The 17,335-nt window shown below is 41.7% G+C and carries 13 protein-coding genes and 1 tRNA gene; 6 read left to right on the plus strand and 8 right to left on the minus strand.

Annotated elements, in window-relative coordinates; genetic code table 11:
• Window positions 1–31 precede the first annotated feature (31 nt).
• From QZ135_RS02740 to QZ135_RS02760, 5 genes are all read left to right on the plus strand, one after another.
• Window positions 32–4,378 carry a DUF5113 domain-containing protein gene (locus QZ135_RS02740; RefSeq protein ID WP_294605888.1) on the plus strand — a complete coding sequence of 1,449 codons (4,347 nt, stop codon included), beginning with the start codon at window positions 32–34 and terminating at the stop codon, window positions 4,376–4,378.
• Between the two features lie 11 nt (window positions 4,379–4,389).
• On the plus strand, window positions 4,390–5,118 hold the full coding sequence (locus QZ135_RS02745; RefSeq protein WP_294605728.1) for a DUF5932 domain-containing protein: 729 nt from the start codon (window positions 4,390–4,392) through the stop codon (window positions 5,116–5,118).
• Window positions 5,111–6,565, plus strand: coding sequence for an AbgT family transporter (locus QZ135_RS02750; RefSeq protein WP_294605889.1), 1,455 nt, complete (start codon window positions 5,111–5,113; stop codon window positions 6,563–6,565). The genes QZ135_RS02745 and QZ135_RS02750 overlap by 8 nt, the downstream gene beginning before the upstream one ends.
• 100 nt (window positions 6,566–6,665) lie before the next feature.
• Window positions 6,666–6,739: transfer RNA gene (locus QZ135_RS02755), tRNA-Arg, on the plus strand.
• A 317-nt stretch (window positions 6,740–7,056) separates the two neighbouring features.
• Window positions 7,057–7,812: a hypothetical protein gene (locus QZ135_RS02760; RefSeq protein WP_294605730.1), complete on the plus strand. Its 756-nt coding sequence runs from the start codon at window positions 7,057–7,059 to the stop codon at window positions 7,810–7,812.
• A gap of 80 nt (window positions 7,813–7,892) precedes the next feature.
• On the opposite strand, the gene QZ135_RS02765 is transcribed toward QZ135_RS02760, so the two are convergent.
• The 3 genes from QZ135_RS02765 to QZ135_RS02775 are packed head-to-tail and all read right to left on the minus strand — an operon-like array spanning window position 7,893 to window position 11,083.
• Entirely contained in the window at window positions 7,893–9,902 is a 2,010-nt protein-coding gene (locus QZ135_RS02765; RefSeq protein WP_294605732.1) for an alpha amylase C-terminal domain-containing protein, read from the minus strand.
• A gap of 30 nt (window positions 9,903–9,932) precedes the next feature.
• On the minus strand, window positions 9,933–10,379 hold the full coding sequence (locus QZ135_RS02770; RefSeq protein ID WP_294605734.1) for a YhcH/YjgK/YiaL family protein: 447 nt from the start codon (window positions 10,377–10,379) through the stop codon (window positions 9,933–9,935).
• A 38-nt stretch (window positions 10,380–10,417) separates the two neighbouring features.
• A complete protein-coding gene (locus QZ135_RS02775) occupies window positions 10,418–11,083 on the minus strand; it encodes a DUF2461 domain-containing protein (RefSeq protein ID WP_294605736.1) in 666 nt (221 codons plus the stop codon).
• 299 nt (window positions 11,084–11,382) lie between these two features.
• Here QZ135_RS02775 and QZ135_RS02780 point away from each other — a divergent pair, with 299 nt between their 5' ends.
• The gene (locus tag QZ135_RS02780; RefSeq protein ID WP_294605737.1) at window positions 11,383–11,622 is read left to right on the plus strand and encodes a hypothetical protein; all 240 of its coding nucleotides are present in this window, start codon (window positions 11,383–11,385) and stop codon (window positions 11,620–11,622) included.
• Between the two features lie 72 nt (window positions 11,623–11,694).
• On the opposite strand, the gene QZ135_RS02785 is transcribed toward QZ135_RS02780, so the two are convergent.
• The 5 genes from QZ135_RS02785 to QZ135_RS02805 form a co-directional block, all read right to left on the minus strand.
• Window positions 11,695–13,392: an alpha-amylase family protein gene (locus tag QZ135_RS02785; RefSeq protein ID WP_294605739.1), complete on the minus strand. Its 1,698-nt coding sequence runs from the start codon at window positions 13,390–13,392 to the stop codon at window positions 11,695–11,697.
• Between the two features lie 12 nt (window positions 13,393–13,404).
• Window positions 13,405–14,232, minus strand: coding sequence for a patatin-like phospholipase family protein (locus QZ135_RS02790; RefSeq protein ID WP_294605741.1), 828 nt, complete (start codon window positions 14,230–14,232; stop codon window positions 13,405–13,407).
• Between the two features lie 161 nt (window positions 14,233–14,393).
• Window positions 14,394–15,914 (minus strand): 4Fe-4S binding protein, encoded by a 1,521-nt coding sequence (locus tag QZ135_RS02795; RefSeq protein WP_294605743.1) that lies wholly within the window; start codon window positions 15,912–15,914, stop codon window positions 14,394–14,396.
• Between the two features lie 25 nt (window positions 15,915–15,939).
• Window positions 15,940–16,875, minus strand: coding sequence for a DUF362 domain-containing protein (locus tag QZ135_RS02800; RefSeq protein WP_294605745.1), 936 nt, complete (start codon window positions 16,873–16,875; stop codon window positions 15,940–15,942).
• Between the two features lie 39 nt (window positions 16,876–16,914).
• Complete coding sequence (locus QZ135_RS02805) at window positions 16,915–17,310, minus strand: phosphoribosyltransferase (RefSeq protein ID WP_294605747.1); 396 nt, start codon at window positions 17,308–17,310, stop codon at window positions 16,915–16,917.
• Window positions 17,311–17,335 lie beyond the last annotated feature (25 nt).

Raw genomic sequence — 17,335 nt, forward strand, 5'->3', positions numbered from 1 at the left:
ATCGGCAAGTTTGCTGCTTTCCTGCGTGGCAATGGTTTCTTGTGTGGGCACTGCCCCCACCAAAGAAGTGCGTCTTATCGATTCGCTCAATCAAGTGGCTTATTCATACCGCTATAAAGATTTGGACTCTTCCTGTCATGCCGCCACACAAGCATACGAAAACGTAAACCTCTATCGCCAAGGTAAAGCAGAAGCCTCCAATAATTTAGGATTTTGTGCATTTATGCGTATGGACTTCGAACAAGCGGAAAAGTTTCATAATGAAGTGTATGGTTTAACCAAAAACGAACTGGAATTATTAATCGCTGACATCGGATTAATGAAAATCTATCAGCGAACTGCTATGAACAAAGAATTTTACGACTATCGTAACAGTGCTCTTCGCCGTATGAAACGAATTGACGAAGACAATAACCTTTTCGTAGATAAACACGAGCAACTACGGTTGAACTATGCACATTCTGAATTTTACATCGTTTCCGCAGTCTATTATTACTATCTTCAACAACGCCCGGAAGCAGTTGCTTCCATCAACGAAATATATCCACAGGAAGAACTGGCTGCAGATACCAATCAACTATTATATTATCATTATATAAAAGGTTCGGCAGCACTGTGTGATGGTGAAACAGCCGATGAACGTCGTTTGCGTGAGTTTGATGAATTATATACGGCTTGGAAACTGGCTTCCCGTGGAGGATACTTGTACTTTGAAGGAAATGGCGTTCAGGGGCTTGCTAACCTAATGGCATCGCCGGATAATTATGAGTTTTTTCAGACCCGGCGTTCTCATGCATTGAAACAGTTCGAAGTGCCGGTCGATTCTTTATTACCTATGCGTTTAGGTCAACTGGCTCTTAAGAAGTTTAAGCAATACAATGATTTATATCAAATTGCCGGAGCGTATGTTTCAATCGGCAAATATCTGAATGCACATGGTAACTACACCGAAGCACTGGATACGCTGACACTTGCTCTGGAATGTGTGAATAACCATCATCGACGTTTTTACGATTGCCACGATAGCCTGGACTGGCTAAAAACCTTTGATATCCGGGATACCATATCTTCTGAAAAAGCATGGATACAGAGGGAACTGAAAACGGTTCCCGAATGGATTTCACGTATTCGTGAACAACTGAGTGTTACATATGCCGGATTGGAGATGAAGCAACATTCTGACTATAACAGGAACATCTATCTGGATATTCTGGAAGATACCCGCCAGGACAAAGAACTGGAGAGCCGTTACCTGGCTTTGGAAAGTGAAGCGCGGCAACTCAATATTCTTCTTTTCTTTGTAATTGTCGGTTTTATTTTGGTAGTTTTATTCTTCTGGGTATTCAATAAACGTTCTAAGGAACGCAATCGTATCCACTTACACCGTTTGAAACAAATGTTGGATATTTGTCAGAAAATAACTGCATCCATTCCTGCAGATGCGCAAACAGAAGAAGAAATAGTAGATGCTATTCTATCTGCCGTTCAGACGGATATAGAGGAACTTTTCGGAATAAAAGATATTCGGATAGAAGACGGACAACTCATCTTGCCTAAACGGCTTGCAAAAGACGAACGGGCCATAGTGCATGTGATTACTCCATATATCACGTGGGCACTTGATAATGGAATGACATCTATTTCGCTGGGTGACGAACGCCGCCGTTTAGAGAAAGAACGCTATGTCTATGAACAACATATAGCGGGAAACAAACGTCAGAATCTGATAAAAAAAGCCTGCATGGCTATAGTAAATGGTATTCATCCATATATAGACCGGATTATCAATGAAGAACACAAACTGATGGAGAAAGGTTTCATCCATGATGAACGCATCAAGGCTGAAAAGTATCAGTATATGGATGAACTGGTGACAACTATCAATGAATACAATGATATTCTGGCTTTGTGGATTAAAATGAAGCAGGGTAGCCTGAGCCTGAATATAGAGATATTTGGGCTGAATGAACTTTTTGACTTGATAAGGAAAGGAAGCCGTGCTTTCGAGATGAAGCAGCAACGCTTGGAAGTCACTCCAACCGATGTTTATGTAAAAGCAGATAAAGCATTGACGCTATTCATGATAAATACGCTTGCAGAAAATGCCCGCAAATATACTCCGAAAGGAGGCAGCGTAAAAGTGTATGCCCGTTCGACAGAAGAATATGTGGAAATCTCAGTAGAAGATAATGGTTATGGCCTTTCGGAAGAAGATGTGACGCGCATTATAGGAGAGAAATTATATAATTCACAAGAAATAGGTATACTTGATGCTGCTGACCGGGAGGAACTGCGGAAAAATAAAGGGAGCGGTTTCGGCTTAATGAATTGCAAGGGCATTATCGAAAAATACAGGAAAACGAATGAGATATTCAGAGTATGCTTGTTCAATGTGGAAAGTACATTAGGAAAAGGCAGCCGTTTCTATTTCCGTCTGCCGACAAGTGTGCGTAAAACTCTGATGTCCTTTTTATGCATATTTTTGTCTTTGAGTATGAGCTCGTGTCATAAATCTATAGATGAAGTAATTATGCAGCTGGATGAGGTGTATGCGCAAACTGCACAAGATTCCCTGTCGCTGGCTGCGGAAAATGAGTATGAAATTTTACTAAATGAAGCTTCCGAATATGCAAATGATGCCTATTACAGTAATGTGGCAGGCGACTTCGAGCTAACATTGGAATATGCAGACTCCGCCATAGCTTGTCTGAATGCCCATTACAAGAAATATGCCCGTCACCCACAGCGCTATATGACATTGACAGGAGAAGGGGAACCAGGTGAGTTGTCCTGGTGGAATAATCTGTTCAACTCGGATTTTCATGTCATATTGGATATTCGGAATGAAGCAGCCGTTGCATTTCTTGCATTGAAGCAATGGGATGCGTACAGTTATAATAATGCTGCTTATACAACTTTATATAAGTTACTGGGTGAAGACCAATCGCTGGAGGAATATTGCCGTCAGTTGGAACGTTCTACTAATAATAAGATGGTGGGCGTCATTCTTTTTGTCGGGCTGATAGCGGTTTTATTGCTTGGGTACTACATTTTATATATACGTAAACGCCTTATGAACCGTTGGAATCTGGAACAGGTTCTGGAGATAAACAGGCAGATCTTTTCTGCTTCCCTGACGCAAGTTTCCGAAACAGAAGAAGCCCTACAACAAGAAGAAAATACGTTGAAAGCTATTCCACAACGTATTGTTGACGAAGCTTTTGACGCCGTAAATGAATTGCTGACTATTGACAGATTGGGGGTTGCCGTCTATAATGAAGCAACACACCAATTGGAATATGCATCCAACTCTGTAGCTGAAAAAGTAACATCAGTAGTCGGAGAGAATGGACTTTCAACGCGGAATGAAGCATGGAAAGAGGTTGTTCAGCATTGTTTTGAACAACATGCACAATTGTCCGCGCCGGGATTTGAAGCTTTGCCTTTGGTGGTGGACGCCGCAGGAGATTCACGCTGTATCGGCGTTCTATATCTTGAACGTCAGGAACGTGTTGAGCAGGAAACTGCTCATTTATTATTAGAGTTAATAGCGCGCTATATAGCCATTGTGGTATTCAATGCCGTAGTGAAACTGGCAACGAAGTACCGAGATATTGAAGCTGCCCATGAAGAAGCGCATCGGGCATCATGGGAAGATGGCCTACTGCACGTCCAGAACATGGTATTGGACAACTGCCTTTCCACTATCAAGCACGAGACAATTTATTACCCTAACAAGATTAAACAACTCATTGGTAAGCTCCGTTCGGGAATGTTGGCAGAAACAGAAGAAAGAGAAACTGTATCGGCCATCGGTGAATTAATAGAGTATTATAAAGGTATATTTACGATACTGAGTTCATGCGCATCCCGTCAGTTGGAAGAAGTTACATTCCGTCGCGGAATAATTGCTGTGCCGGAATTGTTTGCTTTAGCTGAAAAATATTTCCGTAAAGTAAACAAGGGAAAGACATTTACTGTATCATTTCATACCAAAGCTATCGACGAACGGATAATCGGCGATTTCATCCAACTGCGTTTCTTGTTGGAAAATCTCATAGACGAAGCATTGTCTGTGTCTTTAAATGGAGAAATATCTTTAGAGGCAATGACCGATGGAGAATATATTCGTTTCCTCTTTACGGATATGCGAAGGGAGAAGACCCGTGAAGAACTAAACCTGTTATTTTATCCTAACCTGGAACGTATGACGGCGACGGGAGAGAAAGGAGAGTTGCGAGGAACGGAATACCTCGTCTGCAAACAGATTATCCGCGACCATGACGAATTTGCAGGAAAACGCGGTTGCCGTATCAATGCCGAGCCGGCTGAAAAAGGCGGATTTACAGTTTATTTCACAATACCAAGAAGAAAATAAAAGATAAAAATATGGAAGATAAAAAATTCAAAGTTATTATTGTAGAAGATGTCAAGCTGGAACTGAAAGGGACAGAAGAAATTTTCCGTCATGAAATTCCGAATGCAGAAGTAATAGGTACAGCCATGACCGAAAGTGAATTCTGGACACTGATAGAAGGAGGAGTTCCTGATCTTGTCTTGTTGGATTTAGGTTTAGGTGGTTCCACTACAATTGGTGTGGATATTTGCCGAAACATCTTTAAACGTTATCCGGGTGTACATGTGCTGATATTTACCGGAGAAATTCTGAATGAAAAGCTCTGGGTGGATGTACTGAATGCGGGTGCGGATGGTATCATTCTTAAAACCGGTGAACTGCTTACAAAAACAGATGTGCAAGCAGTGATGGATGGGAAGAAGCTGGTGTTCAATTATCCTATTCTTGAAAAAATAGTAGACCGTTTCAAACAATCTGTTGCAAATGATGCAAAACGTCAGGAAGCTGTTATCAGTTATGATATTGATGAATATGACGAGCGTTTCTTGCGCCATCTGGCTTTGGGATATACCAAAGATATGATTGCTAATCTGAAAGGCATGCCTTTCGGTGTGAAGTCTTTGGAGAAACGCCAGAATGATTTGGTAAACCGATTATTCCCGCAAGGAGAACGTGTAGGGGTAAATGCAACCCGTTTGGTGGTACGTGCTTTGGAACTTCGTATACTTGATATAGATAACTTGGAAGCGGATGATGAATAACAGATGGCGTTTGCCACATCCGGCAACAATGTTCTTCCTGTTGACACTGACTGTCATTGTCCTCTCATGGATATTTGACATTTATGGCTTGAGCGTATTCCAACCCCAAACAGGGGAGGAGATACGGGTGCAGAGTCTGCTCAGTCCGGAAGGTATTCGTTGGCTATTGCGACATGTTGTTACTAATTTCACAGGGTTCGCTCCGTTGGGACTGGTGATTGTGGCAATGTTTGGTATCGGTGTGGCACAACATTCGGGATTTATTGATGCTTGTATCCGGAGGGGGGCACGACGTAAACATAATCCGTGGCGTATGGTCATACTGGTCATCTTTTTGGGGTTACTCTCCAATGTAGTAGGAGACGCAGGATATATAATCTTGCTACCGATTGCCGCAACTTTATTTCATTCGGTCGGTTTGCACCCGGTTGGCGGTATCATTACAGCGTATGTTTCCGTTTCGTGTGGTTATAGTGCCAATGTGTTGTTAAGTACGCTTGATCCCATGCTTGCAGCCAGCACTCAGAAAGCTGCGGATATGGCGAATGTAGTATCAGGCAATACGGGACCTCTGTGTAATTACTATTTTCTGATTGTTTCTACTTTTTTGCTGGCTTTTATTATTTATCAGATAACCCGTCGTAATCTGCTTCCGGCTTTGGGAGAGTATTCGGGGCATATTCGTTTTAACGGTTACAAGCAGCTTTCGCGTAAAGAGCGCCGTGCTATGATTGGGGCAATATCTATCGGAGCCATTTATACAACCGTAATCCTTTTTGCCACATTCTCGTCGTGGGGAATTCTGCGTAGTGTCAATGGAGGTTTAATCCGTTCTCCTTTTATAGAAGGAATTTTATTTCTGCTTTCTTTTGGTATTGGGCTTATGGGCATGGTTTATGGCTTTGCCTCCGGTCGTTATCGCACAGATGGCGATGTGATTGAAGGCCTCACTCAGCCTATGAAGCTATTGGGCGTTTATTTTGTCATTGCTTTCTTTGCTGCACAGATGTTTGCCTGCTTCGAATACTCTCATTTGGATAAGTGTATTGCTATTATGGGAGCGGATATGCTTTCGTCTATTCGCTTGGGAAGCTTATGGATATTAATCCTATTTATTCTCTTCACGGCACTCGTTAATCTTATTATGGTTTCCGCCACGGCCAAATGGACTTTTATGTCTTTCATCTTCGTACCGGTTTTTGCCGGTATGGGCATTTCTCCCGACATGGTGCAATGTGCATACCGCATTGGTGATAGTGCCACAAATGCAATCACTCCTTTTATGTTCTATATGCCCCTTATCCTTACTTATATGCAGCAATACGATAAGCGGGCTACTTATGGGTCACTATTGAAATATACATGGAGATATTCTTTATATATACTCTTGGCTTGGACATTGTTATTTGTGTTGTGGTATGTAACTGGTTTACCATTAGGATTATAGCATCAACTCGAATATGAAAATGATTCTTTTGTGAATATTTTATGCGTAAAATCTTTGCAACTTTCGCAAAAAAGTGTACCTTTGCACCGCAATTAAGGATGGTTCCGTAGCTCAGCTGGATAGAGCAACGCCCTTCTAAGGCGTGGGTCTTGCGTTCGAATCGCAACGGAATCACAAAGAAAAACCGCAAATAGCTAATAAATAGGCATTTGCGGTTTTATTTTTATATCTATAAAGATATACTGATGTAATGCAATCTTCTTTTAATGCATTATATATTTTCATTATAAACATATTATTGTTTGATTATATACATAATTTGTTTTGATTATATCACTAAATCCGTTCTACCCTTCAGTTTACAAAAGAAGATTTACGTAAAATAACACTTGTTACAGCAATTCTAAAAACTACAAAAAAGTTAAAAAGGTTTTGCTCCTATAGCTATGAACACTAATTTTGGGATATCAACTTTTAAAAAATTAAAGCACATGAAAAAATTATTGTTATCCATTGCACTTTGTTGTGCAGCTACAAACTTTTTTGCACAAACTACAGAACCTGGAGATCTGATTAACGAAGGAAAAGCAGCTCTCGAAGCTAAAAACTATCAGGAAGCATTCACTAAATTCAGTACTTACCTGACACAGACAAACGATCAGGATTCTGTAATTGCTTATAACTGCGGGGTTTGTGCCGATAAAATCAAAAATCCGGAAGCAGCTCTCAAGTATTTTGATATTGCCATTCAAAAGAAATATAATCTGGGAAATGCGTATGTAGGTAAAGCCGGTGCATTGAAAGATTTGAAAAAAGATGCTGATTATCTTGCAACCTTGAAAGAGGGAATAGAGGCAGCTCCGGAAAACAAAACTCTGAGAAGACTCCACGCTAATTATTATTTGAATGCTGGTATTAAGGCACAAAAGGCTAATAAACTGGATGATGCCGAAGAAGCATTTAAGCAAGTATTGGCTGATGATGCAAAAAATACAAATGCTCTGTACAGCTTAGGTACCCTCTCTTATAATAAAGCTGCTTTGGTTCTGAAGAACGCTGCTCCATTGGCTAACACAGACAAAGCAAAGTATGATGCACAAAAAGCAATTGCAGACAAAAATTTCCAGGAATCTAAAACTTATTTGGAACAAGCACTTACTTTATTGTCTGCTGACAAACCACGTGAAAAAAGTATGATAGATAATATAAAGAAATTGTTGCCACAGATTGAGACACAATTGAAGTAATCTATCAGAAGAGAACATAAAGAAAAAGCCCTACCGGAATTTAATTTTTCCGGTAGGGCTTTTTTCTTTACGCAATTATCTTATTTCGTTTTCTTCAATATCACCGCTGTACGTGCAGGAATATAAAGTTTCAACCATTCCTTCTGTTCCTTTTCATATAGCGGATCAGCAACAGTGAAGTGTTTCACTGTGTCGTCAGCAAAACCATTGCCACCATAAGCCGGATTATCCGTATTTAATATAACCTCATACGTTCCGGGAGAAACCAAGAAGCCATAATCAGTAAAAGATTGTTTCGGGTTGAAATTAAACACAAAGACGTAATCTTTACGCAAATATGCCAATACTTGATCGCCGTCATTGTGCCAGATTTCCTGAATAGGTGTTGCCTGGAAACCTTTCACACTCTTGATGATTTTGAGCATATCAGCATCGAAGTCCGCCATATAATGGTAAGTGAGGTTCTTGTTATCTACCAAGTCCCACTGACGACGAGCATACTTGCATGACCAACCATTACCTTCACGCGGGAAGTCAATCCATTCGGGATGACCGAACTCATTACCCATAAAGTTAAGATAGCCGCCATTGATAGTGGTTGCTGTCAACATACGTATCATTTTGTGGAGAGCAATACCACGATTTACAGTATAGTTTTCATCACCTTTTTGCATGTGCCAATACATATCAGCGTCTATCAGCCGGAAAATAATCGTCTTATCGCCCACTAATGCCTGGTCATGGCTTTCTGCATAAGAGATGGTCTTTTCATCTTTACGGCGATTAGTCACTTCCCAGAACATGCTGGACGGTTTCCAATCTTCGTCAATCTTTTCCTTAATGGTCTTAATCCAGTAGTCTGGGATATTCATCGCCATGCGATAATCAAAGCCATAGCCACCATCTGTCGTTTTGGCAGCTAATCCGGGCATCCCCGATACTTCTTCAGCAATGGTTAGAGCTTTTGCATTGACTTCATGAATCAATTTATTGGCAAGAGTCAGATAGCAAATGGCATTATCATCCTGATGGCCATTAAAATAATCTCCATAATTACAGAATGCTTCACCCAGACCATGGCTATAATAGAGCATAGAAGTTACACCATCAAAACGGAAACCGTCAAAACCATATTCTTCAAGCCAGTATTTACAGTTAGATAAGAGGAAATGTATCACTTCATTCTTGCCGTAATCAAAACAAAGCGAATCCCACGCCGGATGCTCGCGACGGGCACCGGGATAGAAATACTGGTTTGGATCACCGGCAAAGTTGCCAAGTCCTTCTACTTCATTTTTTACAGCATGAGAGTGGACGATATCCATGATTACTGCAATGCCTAATCCATGCGCAGTGTCAATCAATTCCTTTAGTTCATCCGGTGTACCGAAACGGGAAGAGGCTGCAAAAAAGCTGGATACATGATAACCGAAACTTCCATAGTAGGGATGTTCCTGGATAGCCATGATTTGAATACAGTTATATCCGGCTTTAGCTATACGCGGAAGTGTTTTTTCACGAAACTCGTTATATGTGCCTACCTTTTCGTCCTTTTGGGCCATGCCAATGTGACATTCATAAATCAACAGCGGATCAACAGAAGGTTTGAAAGCACGTTTCTTGGCTTTATATGGTTTTTCCGGAGCCCAGACTTGCGCACTGAATATCTTGGTTTGCTCATCCTGCACTACACGGGTAGCCCAAGCGGGAATACGTTCTCCACAACCACCTTCCCAATGTACAATGAGTTTGTATAAGTCACCGTGTCTCATGGCATCTGCAGGAAGTTCAATTTCCCAGTTACCATTCGTGATACGTTTAAGGCTGTACTTCTTTTCTTCTTTCCAGTCGTTGAATGTACCAACTATGAATATTTGTGTGGCATTGGGTGCCCATTCACGAAAAATCCAGCCGTCGGCTGTACGGTGTAGTCCGAAATATAAATATCCCGAGGCAAAATCAGATAAAGTCTGTTTCCCCTTGTTCGTCAATTCAGCTTCTTTCTCTAATGCATGCTGATGACGGCCGTTGATGGCATCTTCGTAAGGTTCCAGCCAAGGGTCGTTCTTAATCAAGTTCAATGTTTCCATAAAGGATAAGTTTTTGATTGATTGGAATTATTATGCTTTCACTTTCACGATGATCTTCTTTACTCCATCGGCAGAAATGCCGGGAGCATGTCCGTCTTGCGGGAAGAAGATGGCAAACATACCGGGTTTTACGGTGATGTAGGTTTCAGCCAGTCCTTCGAAGAAAGTTATATCTTTTTCTGCATTATAAAGAGCGTCAGCCGGTACACAATCTTTTCCCGCAGTATAACCCATTACTTCCGGTCCGGAAAGTGGTATTTGAATATCAATAAATTCATTGTGTGTTTCCAGTTTGGCTTGTTCTTTAGCTTTAGGGGTAGTTTGAGCCACGTTTACAACCAAATCTTTACCATTCAGTTCGGTTTTGCCAACTTCCATTGCGTTTAAGTCGTGTGATTTCAAAAAATCAATAGCTTGGGCAAACAAGGGGTTCAACGATGCATATTTTTCTAAATTTTCTAATCTATCTACTACCATAGCTTTAATGTTTTAAGTTAGTTATTTATTTTCAGATTTTATTCGATTTCATCTATAGTATAATTCAGGAAATCGGCAAAAGGCTTCATTTGCTTGAAGATATCTGCTGCACGGTCCGGGAAGTCCGAAGCCAAAAAGAAATCATCCGATTGATAACTACAGCAGGTATATTCCTTGCATTTCAGGTATTGTGCATACTCAAAATCTTTCGGAAAACCTTTGGGAACCGTCTTCAGGAATGTATCGCCGATGACAGGAAAGTATTGCTTGAAAGCAGGAGCTTCAACAATGCCACGATACTCATCTATATTATCATAGATAGCTTGCCGGATGGCTTTAAGCGTCTTTGGAGGTAAGCAATAGCTACCGCCTGCCAACAGACAATTACCCGGCTCGATATGAACGTAGTAACCACAGTGGTCTGATTTCTTACCGTGGGCGTTGATATATCCACCCAAATGAGTTTTATACGGGGTTTTGTCCTGCGAGAAGCGCGTATCACGATAAATGCGGTAGGTGCAATCTTTAGCTTGTACGCCGCGAATGCTTTCATCGAAAAGCGAGATACGGTTAATGATGACCGATAATAAGTTCTCAAATTCACCACGGGCTTCTTCATATAAGTCCTTATGGGCATTGAACCATTCACGGTTGTTGTTAGCGGACACTTCTTTCAGGAAGTGAAAAATAACAGGGATGTTCATATTTATATTTTCCTTATTATCTGACAAATTTACGCATAATTTTCCTAACATGCTACAAAGAGGGACAAAAAAAGCATCGGCTCTGGTAAACCGATGCTCCTTACACATTTATCAATCAAACAGACGCTTCTGTTTTTGATGTACTTACTTATCACAAGCGGGTACGTCTCCTTTAATTAATCTTATATCTAATACTATGAAAAACACAATTATATAACACGGCTCCTCAGAAAAAGTTCGCTAAGGTAGAGGGCATTTTATCATTTGTTTATATCTTTGTAGAAAAATTATACGAACATATGGAATATAAATATGATGAAGAAAGCGTGAATGCCTTGATGAAGTGGGCTGAGAACGCGCAATTACCCAATGAGTTACAGTTGAGTGAAGCTGAAAAAATAGTGGATGTGAAGCAATATGCGTTGGCAAATGTAAGTGATATCAGGGCGCATTACCCAGACGAATTTTACAATCCTGCCATCCAACGTTTATATAGGTTAAAGGATAAGCTGGAAGGAGAGGGAGTGCAATTATCATAAAACTACGTGCCGAAGGTGTGACACAGTACAATATTTGTGTCGCCACCTTCGGTACGTAGTTTTATAATTTTATTATAACTTGATTTTTAAAATTTTTCCACTGCAACCTTCCACAGAGATTTCTGTAGCTTTATATGGCAGTAAACTGATATTTTCCGTCTTGCCGGTCAGTAAATCCACTGCCGGATAAACATCCATCTGCGGTATTTGCAGGAAGTCGAAGGCATGTGAGGGAACGTTTATTGCCACGTCTACCGAAATATGATCGAAGTTCACGATAATGAACAATAATTCGTTTCCGGCTTTGCGCAGGAAGGTGTATTGTTTATGTTCGTTGAAACGCCAGCCGTTTACATTGGCATACATCAAATCAAAGAATTCCCCTTCAGTAATTGCTTTTTCCTTATTGCAAAGCGTCAAGATGCGCTGGTATATGCTATATATATGTTTCTGGTCTTCCGTCAACATCTTGCCGTCAAACTTACCGCCATTGCGCCAGCGACGGATCGTATCGACACTCCAATAGTCAAAAATAGTAGTTCGTCCGTCTCTGCCACTAAAGCCTTCACTATCCATACCCAGTTCCCCGAATTCCTGCCCGAAGTAAATCATCATCGGATTGGTGTTCATACAAGCCGATACAATCAGCCCGGGAATAGCTTTACGTGGATTTCCGGCAAAGAAATCGGAAGCAATGCGTTGTTCATCATGGTTTTCCAGGAAATTCAGCATTCGTTTCTCAATACCGGTCAGGCTTTGCCATGCACGAGTGATAGCTGTGGCTGAGTCATAACCGCAAATCACATTCCGAAGTGTATCATATAATCCTACTTTGTCATACAGATAATCGAATTTGCCACGAAACAGGTAGTTCTGATACTCTGCCGGATTATAGACTTCGGCAATGAATAACAAATTGGGATGCTTCTCTTTAACTTGAGGAATCACCCATTCCCAGAACTCAACCGGAACCATTTCCGCCATGTCACAGCGGAAACCATCTATATTCTTATCCGCCCAGAAAAGAAGAATATCAAGCATTTTAGTCCAGGTATCAGGAATAGGATTAAAATAGCGGGTTCCACCATTCTGGTAGTCTACACCGTAATTCAACTTCACAGTTTCATACCAATCGGATATATTGGGATATGCATCAAAGCGGTTATTTCCCGTAGCTTTGGCAGGACATTCCTTATAAGGTTCGGCAGCAGAACCCTTCATGTCAAACTGACCGTGCAACTCAGATTGGGGAATGTAATAGAAATTATTATAAGGACTGAAGGCATAAGCCGGGTCGTCATTTGCCCCCAACTGTGATGTTCCATCAGGTTGTGTATCCGAGTGATACTGACGGGCTACGTGGTTCGGCACAAAGTCTATAATTACCTTCAAGCCACTGCGATGTGTGCGTTGCACCAGATTCTCGAACTCCTTCATACGTTCCGGCACATCATTGGCAAGGTCAGGGTCTACATCATAATAATCTTTGATGGCATATGGAGAGCCCGCTTTACCTTTCACAATAGCCGGATGATCGGGACGGATGTTATGGCGGCGGTAATCCGTTTGCGTAGCATGTTCTATGATGCCCGTGTACCAAATGTGTGTAGTTCCGAGCTTCTTTATTTCAGTCAGTGCTTTGGTAGTAAAGTCCGCCATTTTACCACATCCGTTTTCGGTTATGCTACCGTTGTTGATGCAGTGATTATGATTGTTACCAAACAAGCGTGTAAACACTTGATAGATAATAATTTTTTCTTCTTTCCCCATTCTATTTTTATTTTATGATTTGATAATAACTTCTTCTTTCCAGATGGAACCTTTTTCCACTTTCAATTGATCTAAAAGAGTATTAGCTGCATTATATCCTTGCATAAATATCTCTTCAGCCTTCTCCAACTCCGTGTTGCTATATCCGTCCAGATTATATGGTTCTATCAGCAAGTCTGCTTTTTCCCGCTCTGGAAAGGTATTTGCGCGAAACATGAAGTGGTAAGAGCGCATAGCAATACTTACAATATTCATCTTGTATTTATTTGCCATCAGCGGACTGACATTTATCGCTACCACCTTGTCGCAAACACGCCGGATTGTAGTAACTGGCAAATTCATGAACAAACCTCCGTCTACATAGTGTGTACCTTCTATCTTAACCGGAGAAAAAAGTATAGGCATACAACAAGAGGCCGCTACACGCTCGGCAATATTTCCTTTATGGAAATGAACCATGCGTCCGTGGTCGAGGTCGGTAGCCGTGATGATGAGAGGTATTTGCAACTCTTCCATCGTCTTTGCCTTTAGATTTGTTTTCAGGAAGTCAATAAATTCGCCTAATTCAAAAAGTCCTACTTTCGGGATGACCAATTTAGTCAGATCCTGGAATTTATGTCCGGCAAAAAAGTCCAGAACTTTGTGTGGTTCATTGCCATCGGCATAGAACACGCCGGCCAGCGCACCCGCACTTACACCCGAAAGGATATTAGGTTTGATGTCATGCTCCAACAATGCCTGCATCACTCCCAGATGTGCGAAGCCTTTGATGAAACCACCACTCAAAGCAAAACCGATAGGATATTTTTTCGTAAACCAATTATTTGTTGTTACCTCCATGTCAAAAATCTACCATATATTTGTTCGGCACGAAATTAGTGATTTTATCGTAGGTTGAAAGTAAAAAGGAAGAAAAATGTGCGAAGATAAAGAAAAAGTAACGCCTGCCTCTGATTTACTATGCAGAAGGCAGGCGTTGATGGAATCGGGAACATATTCAATCAGAAACCAAAATCATCCACTTGGATTTCTTCCTGATGATTATCAGTGAAGGGTTTAGCTTCTTGTTGCACTGCATTCCCTTCGATATACACGGCACGGAAGGGACGGACAGGGCAGATGTATTCACAGCCGCCACAACCCACACAAATATCCGTATCTACATGGGGAATAGTCAGTCCGTCTTTGAAAGGTATCATTGAAAGAGCCTGTGTAGGGCAATGTTCGGAACATGCTCCGCAACTGGTGCCATCACGATAGACAATGCAGTTCTCTTTAATAAAAACAACCTTGCCCATTTGCGTCAAATGTTTCTGCTCTTTCGTCAGAGGCAAAATAGCCTTGTTTGGACAGACATCTCCGCACACTGTACAATCAAAATTACAGAATCCTTTCTCAAAATAAACCGTCGGCTGCATCATGCCTCCCAAGCCATACTCCATAAAAGCTGGCTTCAATACATGAGAGGGACATTTGCTGACGCACAAATGACAAGAGGTGCAATGCGCCTGAAAGTGTTCCTGGCTGACGGAGCCCGGCGGTGTTATAGGAATAGTCCGCTTTTCGCTTTTCATACCCGAAGCTGCTGCCACTACGTTCTGTGCCTGTGCCATCACTTTTGGAACCACAGCGGCGGTTGTAAAACCTGCAACCAAAAAACGGCGTTTAGAAGCATCAGCGACAGCCTTTCCTTTTGTTCCGGAAGGCAGCGTATAGCGAAGTGCCTTCTGGCGACACGTCCCCAGACAATCAAAACAATCCACACAACGGCTATAGTCAATAGCTTGTTCCTTACTATCAATGCACGATGCTTTACATTTCGTGGCACACAGTCCGCAATGGTTGCATTTTTCTGCATCAATACGTATCTTGAATAATGAAAAGCGACTGATGAATCCAAGTAATGTACCTACCGGACACATTGTATTACACCATGTGCGCCCGTATTTCCATGCCAGAAATCCGATAAGCAAGAACGTCACCAGCCCAATAATAAACGAAGAGATACTTAGCAGGGAGGCGTCCACCTGATAAAATGTATAGTTATCGAATCTGGAGAAAATGCTTTCCAGCAGATTGTTTCCTAACATGTACACAGGTTTGAACACGTTGACCACCATACGTCCGAAAGCACTGTATGGGTCGAGCAGACCTAAAATCACAGTGAAATTTAGGAGAAAAGCCACAACGGTTGCCCCCAATACACCCCAACGTAATATATTTCTGGCAGGAGAGTAGCGGAAACGTTTCTTCTTCTTTGCTGTTTTTTTAGAAATCCAGGTCACTATATCCTGAAATATACCCATCGGGCAAATCGTGGAACAATAAATACGCCCGAATAGTAACGTAATCAGTATCAATACAGCCAACGTTATAAAACTGAGTGACACCAATGCCGGTATAAACTGGATATGAGCCAGTCTATGGAAACTATTCGGCAATATTTCCGCAAAATCCAGAAAATAAAAAGTTATCAGTCCGAAGAAGACAACGGACAGTATAACACGTGCTTTTCTTAACATAAATGTGTGTTTTTATACTCTTGAATTAAAGCCTGATGCGCTTTACATTCAGTTTATCCAAATCCATTGTTCCAATCTTTAAGGCCTGACCGTTAGCAAGATGGGATACGCTTTCAACAGGCATTTCACGCACTTGATTAAAGAATTTGGTAGCGGCAGTATCCACAGCTACAATATCTTGCGAAATAAACAAACCTTTAGTCAGTACTACGTCGGAAGCAGAACGCCCGCGCGGACCATTCGTCTTCAAAACACGGTACGCATCTACTACATTCAGCACGGCTTTCTTATCCATAGTGCAGATATCTGCAATGCACTGCTGCAAATCGTTGGAATGGAAAAAGCCACGGTCCCAGACAATACCCATGTGATTCTTCATAGAAATGGTCAGATTGGCGCCTCCATGATTTTTCAGAATGGGAACATTAATCCAGACATCGCTGTTTAGGATAGCTTCGTGCACTTTGGCACTCTTCATACGCTTGCCTCGAGGTAATGAAACGTTTTTGTAGTAACTTTCCAGATGGGCCGGCATCACTTTTGCACCCGCAGCTTTTGCGGCTGCTTCGATACCACTGTTCTTGTAGCACTTCTGCCAGTCATCACAAGTATGGTCGAAAACCGTCACTTCTTTTGCACCGGCAGCAAGACATTGCTTCACGATTTCCGCAACCAACTGCGGGTTCGTATTACCCGCCAGTTCGGGCACTTTGTCCCAACCGATATTCGGTTTAACTACCACTTTTTGTCCCGGCTTGATAAACTGTTTCATGCCACCCATTTCGGCAATGGCCCGCCGAAACATAGCTTCCGGTTCTCCACCCATAACGGCCACCAAATCAACCTTACCTCCACCCGCATTCGTCAGCTTCTGCGCCAGTATATCCATTGCTTCAGAGCGTTGCACGGTCATCACTGCGCCCGTTACCGCCAGAGTCTTTAAAAAATCTCTTCTATCCATAGGCCCTTTTTAAACTATTAATTATTAATTTTCAATTGTCTACACTATCCAGGGGAACTTGAAACATGTCTCGTCGAACAAGGCATAATCTGCCGTACCATTGACTGCGAATGTTTTTATCAGGCGTGCTTCTTTAAGTAATTCGCATGCCAAACGAATGGTAGAACCACTTTTAATCCGGTCATCTACCAATAAGATGCTTTTATCTTTGAAGTCAAAATCAACCGGAGCAAGCAACTGGGGAACGTCATACTTCGGATGTTGATATTCATCCCGCAGATTGATGTGCAGCAGATGCACTTCTTTTTGCAGCCGCTGATTGATGATACCTGCCGGAACGATGCCGCCATTAGCAATTGCCACAATCATATCAAAATCATCGTGGAACTCGATTGTGCGGAAGCGCTCCAGCACTTCTTCCATTGTTTTCGCCATATTCTATGGGAGATTAGGAGTTGGT

Source organism: uncultured Bacteroides sp., assembly GCF_905207245.1.
Lineage (GTDB): Bacteria > Bacteroidota > Bacteroidia > Bacteroidales > Bacteroidaceae > Bacteroides.

What these genes read in the sequence shown, in the direction of transcription:
- QZ135_RS02790 (WP_294605741.1), bottom strand. Translation starts at nt 14,232, where the DNA reads ATGGAGGTAACAACAAATAATTGGTTTACGAAAAAATATCCTATCGGT.
- QZ135_RS02805 (WP_294605747.1), bottom strand. Translation starts at nt 17,310, where the DNA reads ATGGCGAAAACAATGGAAGAAGTGCTGGAGCGCTTCCGCACAATCGAG.
- QZ135_RS02770 (WP_294605734.1), bottom strand. Translation starts at nt 10,379, where the DNA reads ATGGTAGTAGATAGATTAGAAAATTTAGAAAAATATGCATCGTTGAAC.
- QZ135_RS02740 (WP_294605888.1), top strand. Translation starts at nt 32, where the DNA reads ATGGTTTCTTGTGTGGGCACTGCCCCCACCAAAGAAGTGCGTCTTATC.
- QZ135_RS02785 (WP_294605739.1), bottom strand. Translation starts at nt 13,392, where the DNA reads ATGGGGAAAGAAGAAAAAATTATTATCTATCAAGTGTTTACACGCTTG.
- QZ135_RS02760 (WP_294605730.1), top strand. Translation starts at nt 7,057, where the DNA reads ATGAAAAAATTATTGTTATCCATTGCACTTTGTTGTGCAGCTACAAAC.
- QZ135_RS02795 (WP_294605743.1), bottom strand. Translation starts at nt 15,914, where the DNA reads ATGTTAAGAAAAGCACGTGTTATACTGTCCGTTGTCTTCTTCGGACTG.
- QZ135_RS02750 (WP_294605889.1), top strand. Translation starts at nt 5,111, where the DNA reads ATGAATAACAGATGGCGTTTGCCACATCCGGCAACAATGTTCTTCCTG.
- QZ135_RS02800 (WP_294605745.1), bottom strand. Translation starts at nt 16,875, where the DNA reads ATGGATAGAAGAGATTTTTTAAAGACTCTGGCGGTAACGGGCGCAGTG.
- QZ135_RS02745 (WP_294605728.1), top strand. Translation starts at nt 4,390, where the DNA reads ATGGAAGATAAAAAATTCAAAGTTATTATTGTAGAAGATGTCAAGCTG.
- QZ135_RS02780 (WP_294605737.1), top strand. Translation starts at nt 11,383, where the DNA reads ATGGAATATAAATATGATGAAGAAAGCGTGAATGCCTTGATGAAGTGG.
- QZ135_RS02765 (WP_294605732.1), bottom strand. Translation starts at nt 9,902, where the DNA reads ATGGAAACATTGAACTTGATTAAGAACGACCCTTGGCTGGAACCTTAC.
- QZ135_RS02775 (WP_294605736.1), bottom strand. Translation starts at nt 11,083, where the DNA reads ATGAACATCCCTGTTATTTTTCACTTCCTGAAAGAAGTGTCCGCTAAC.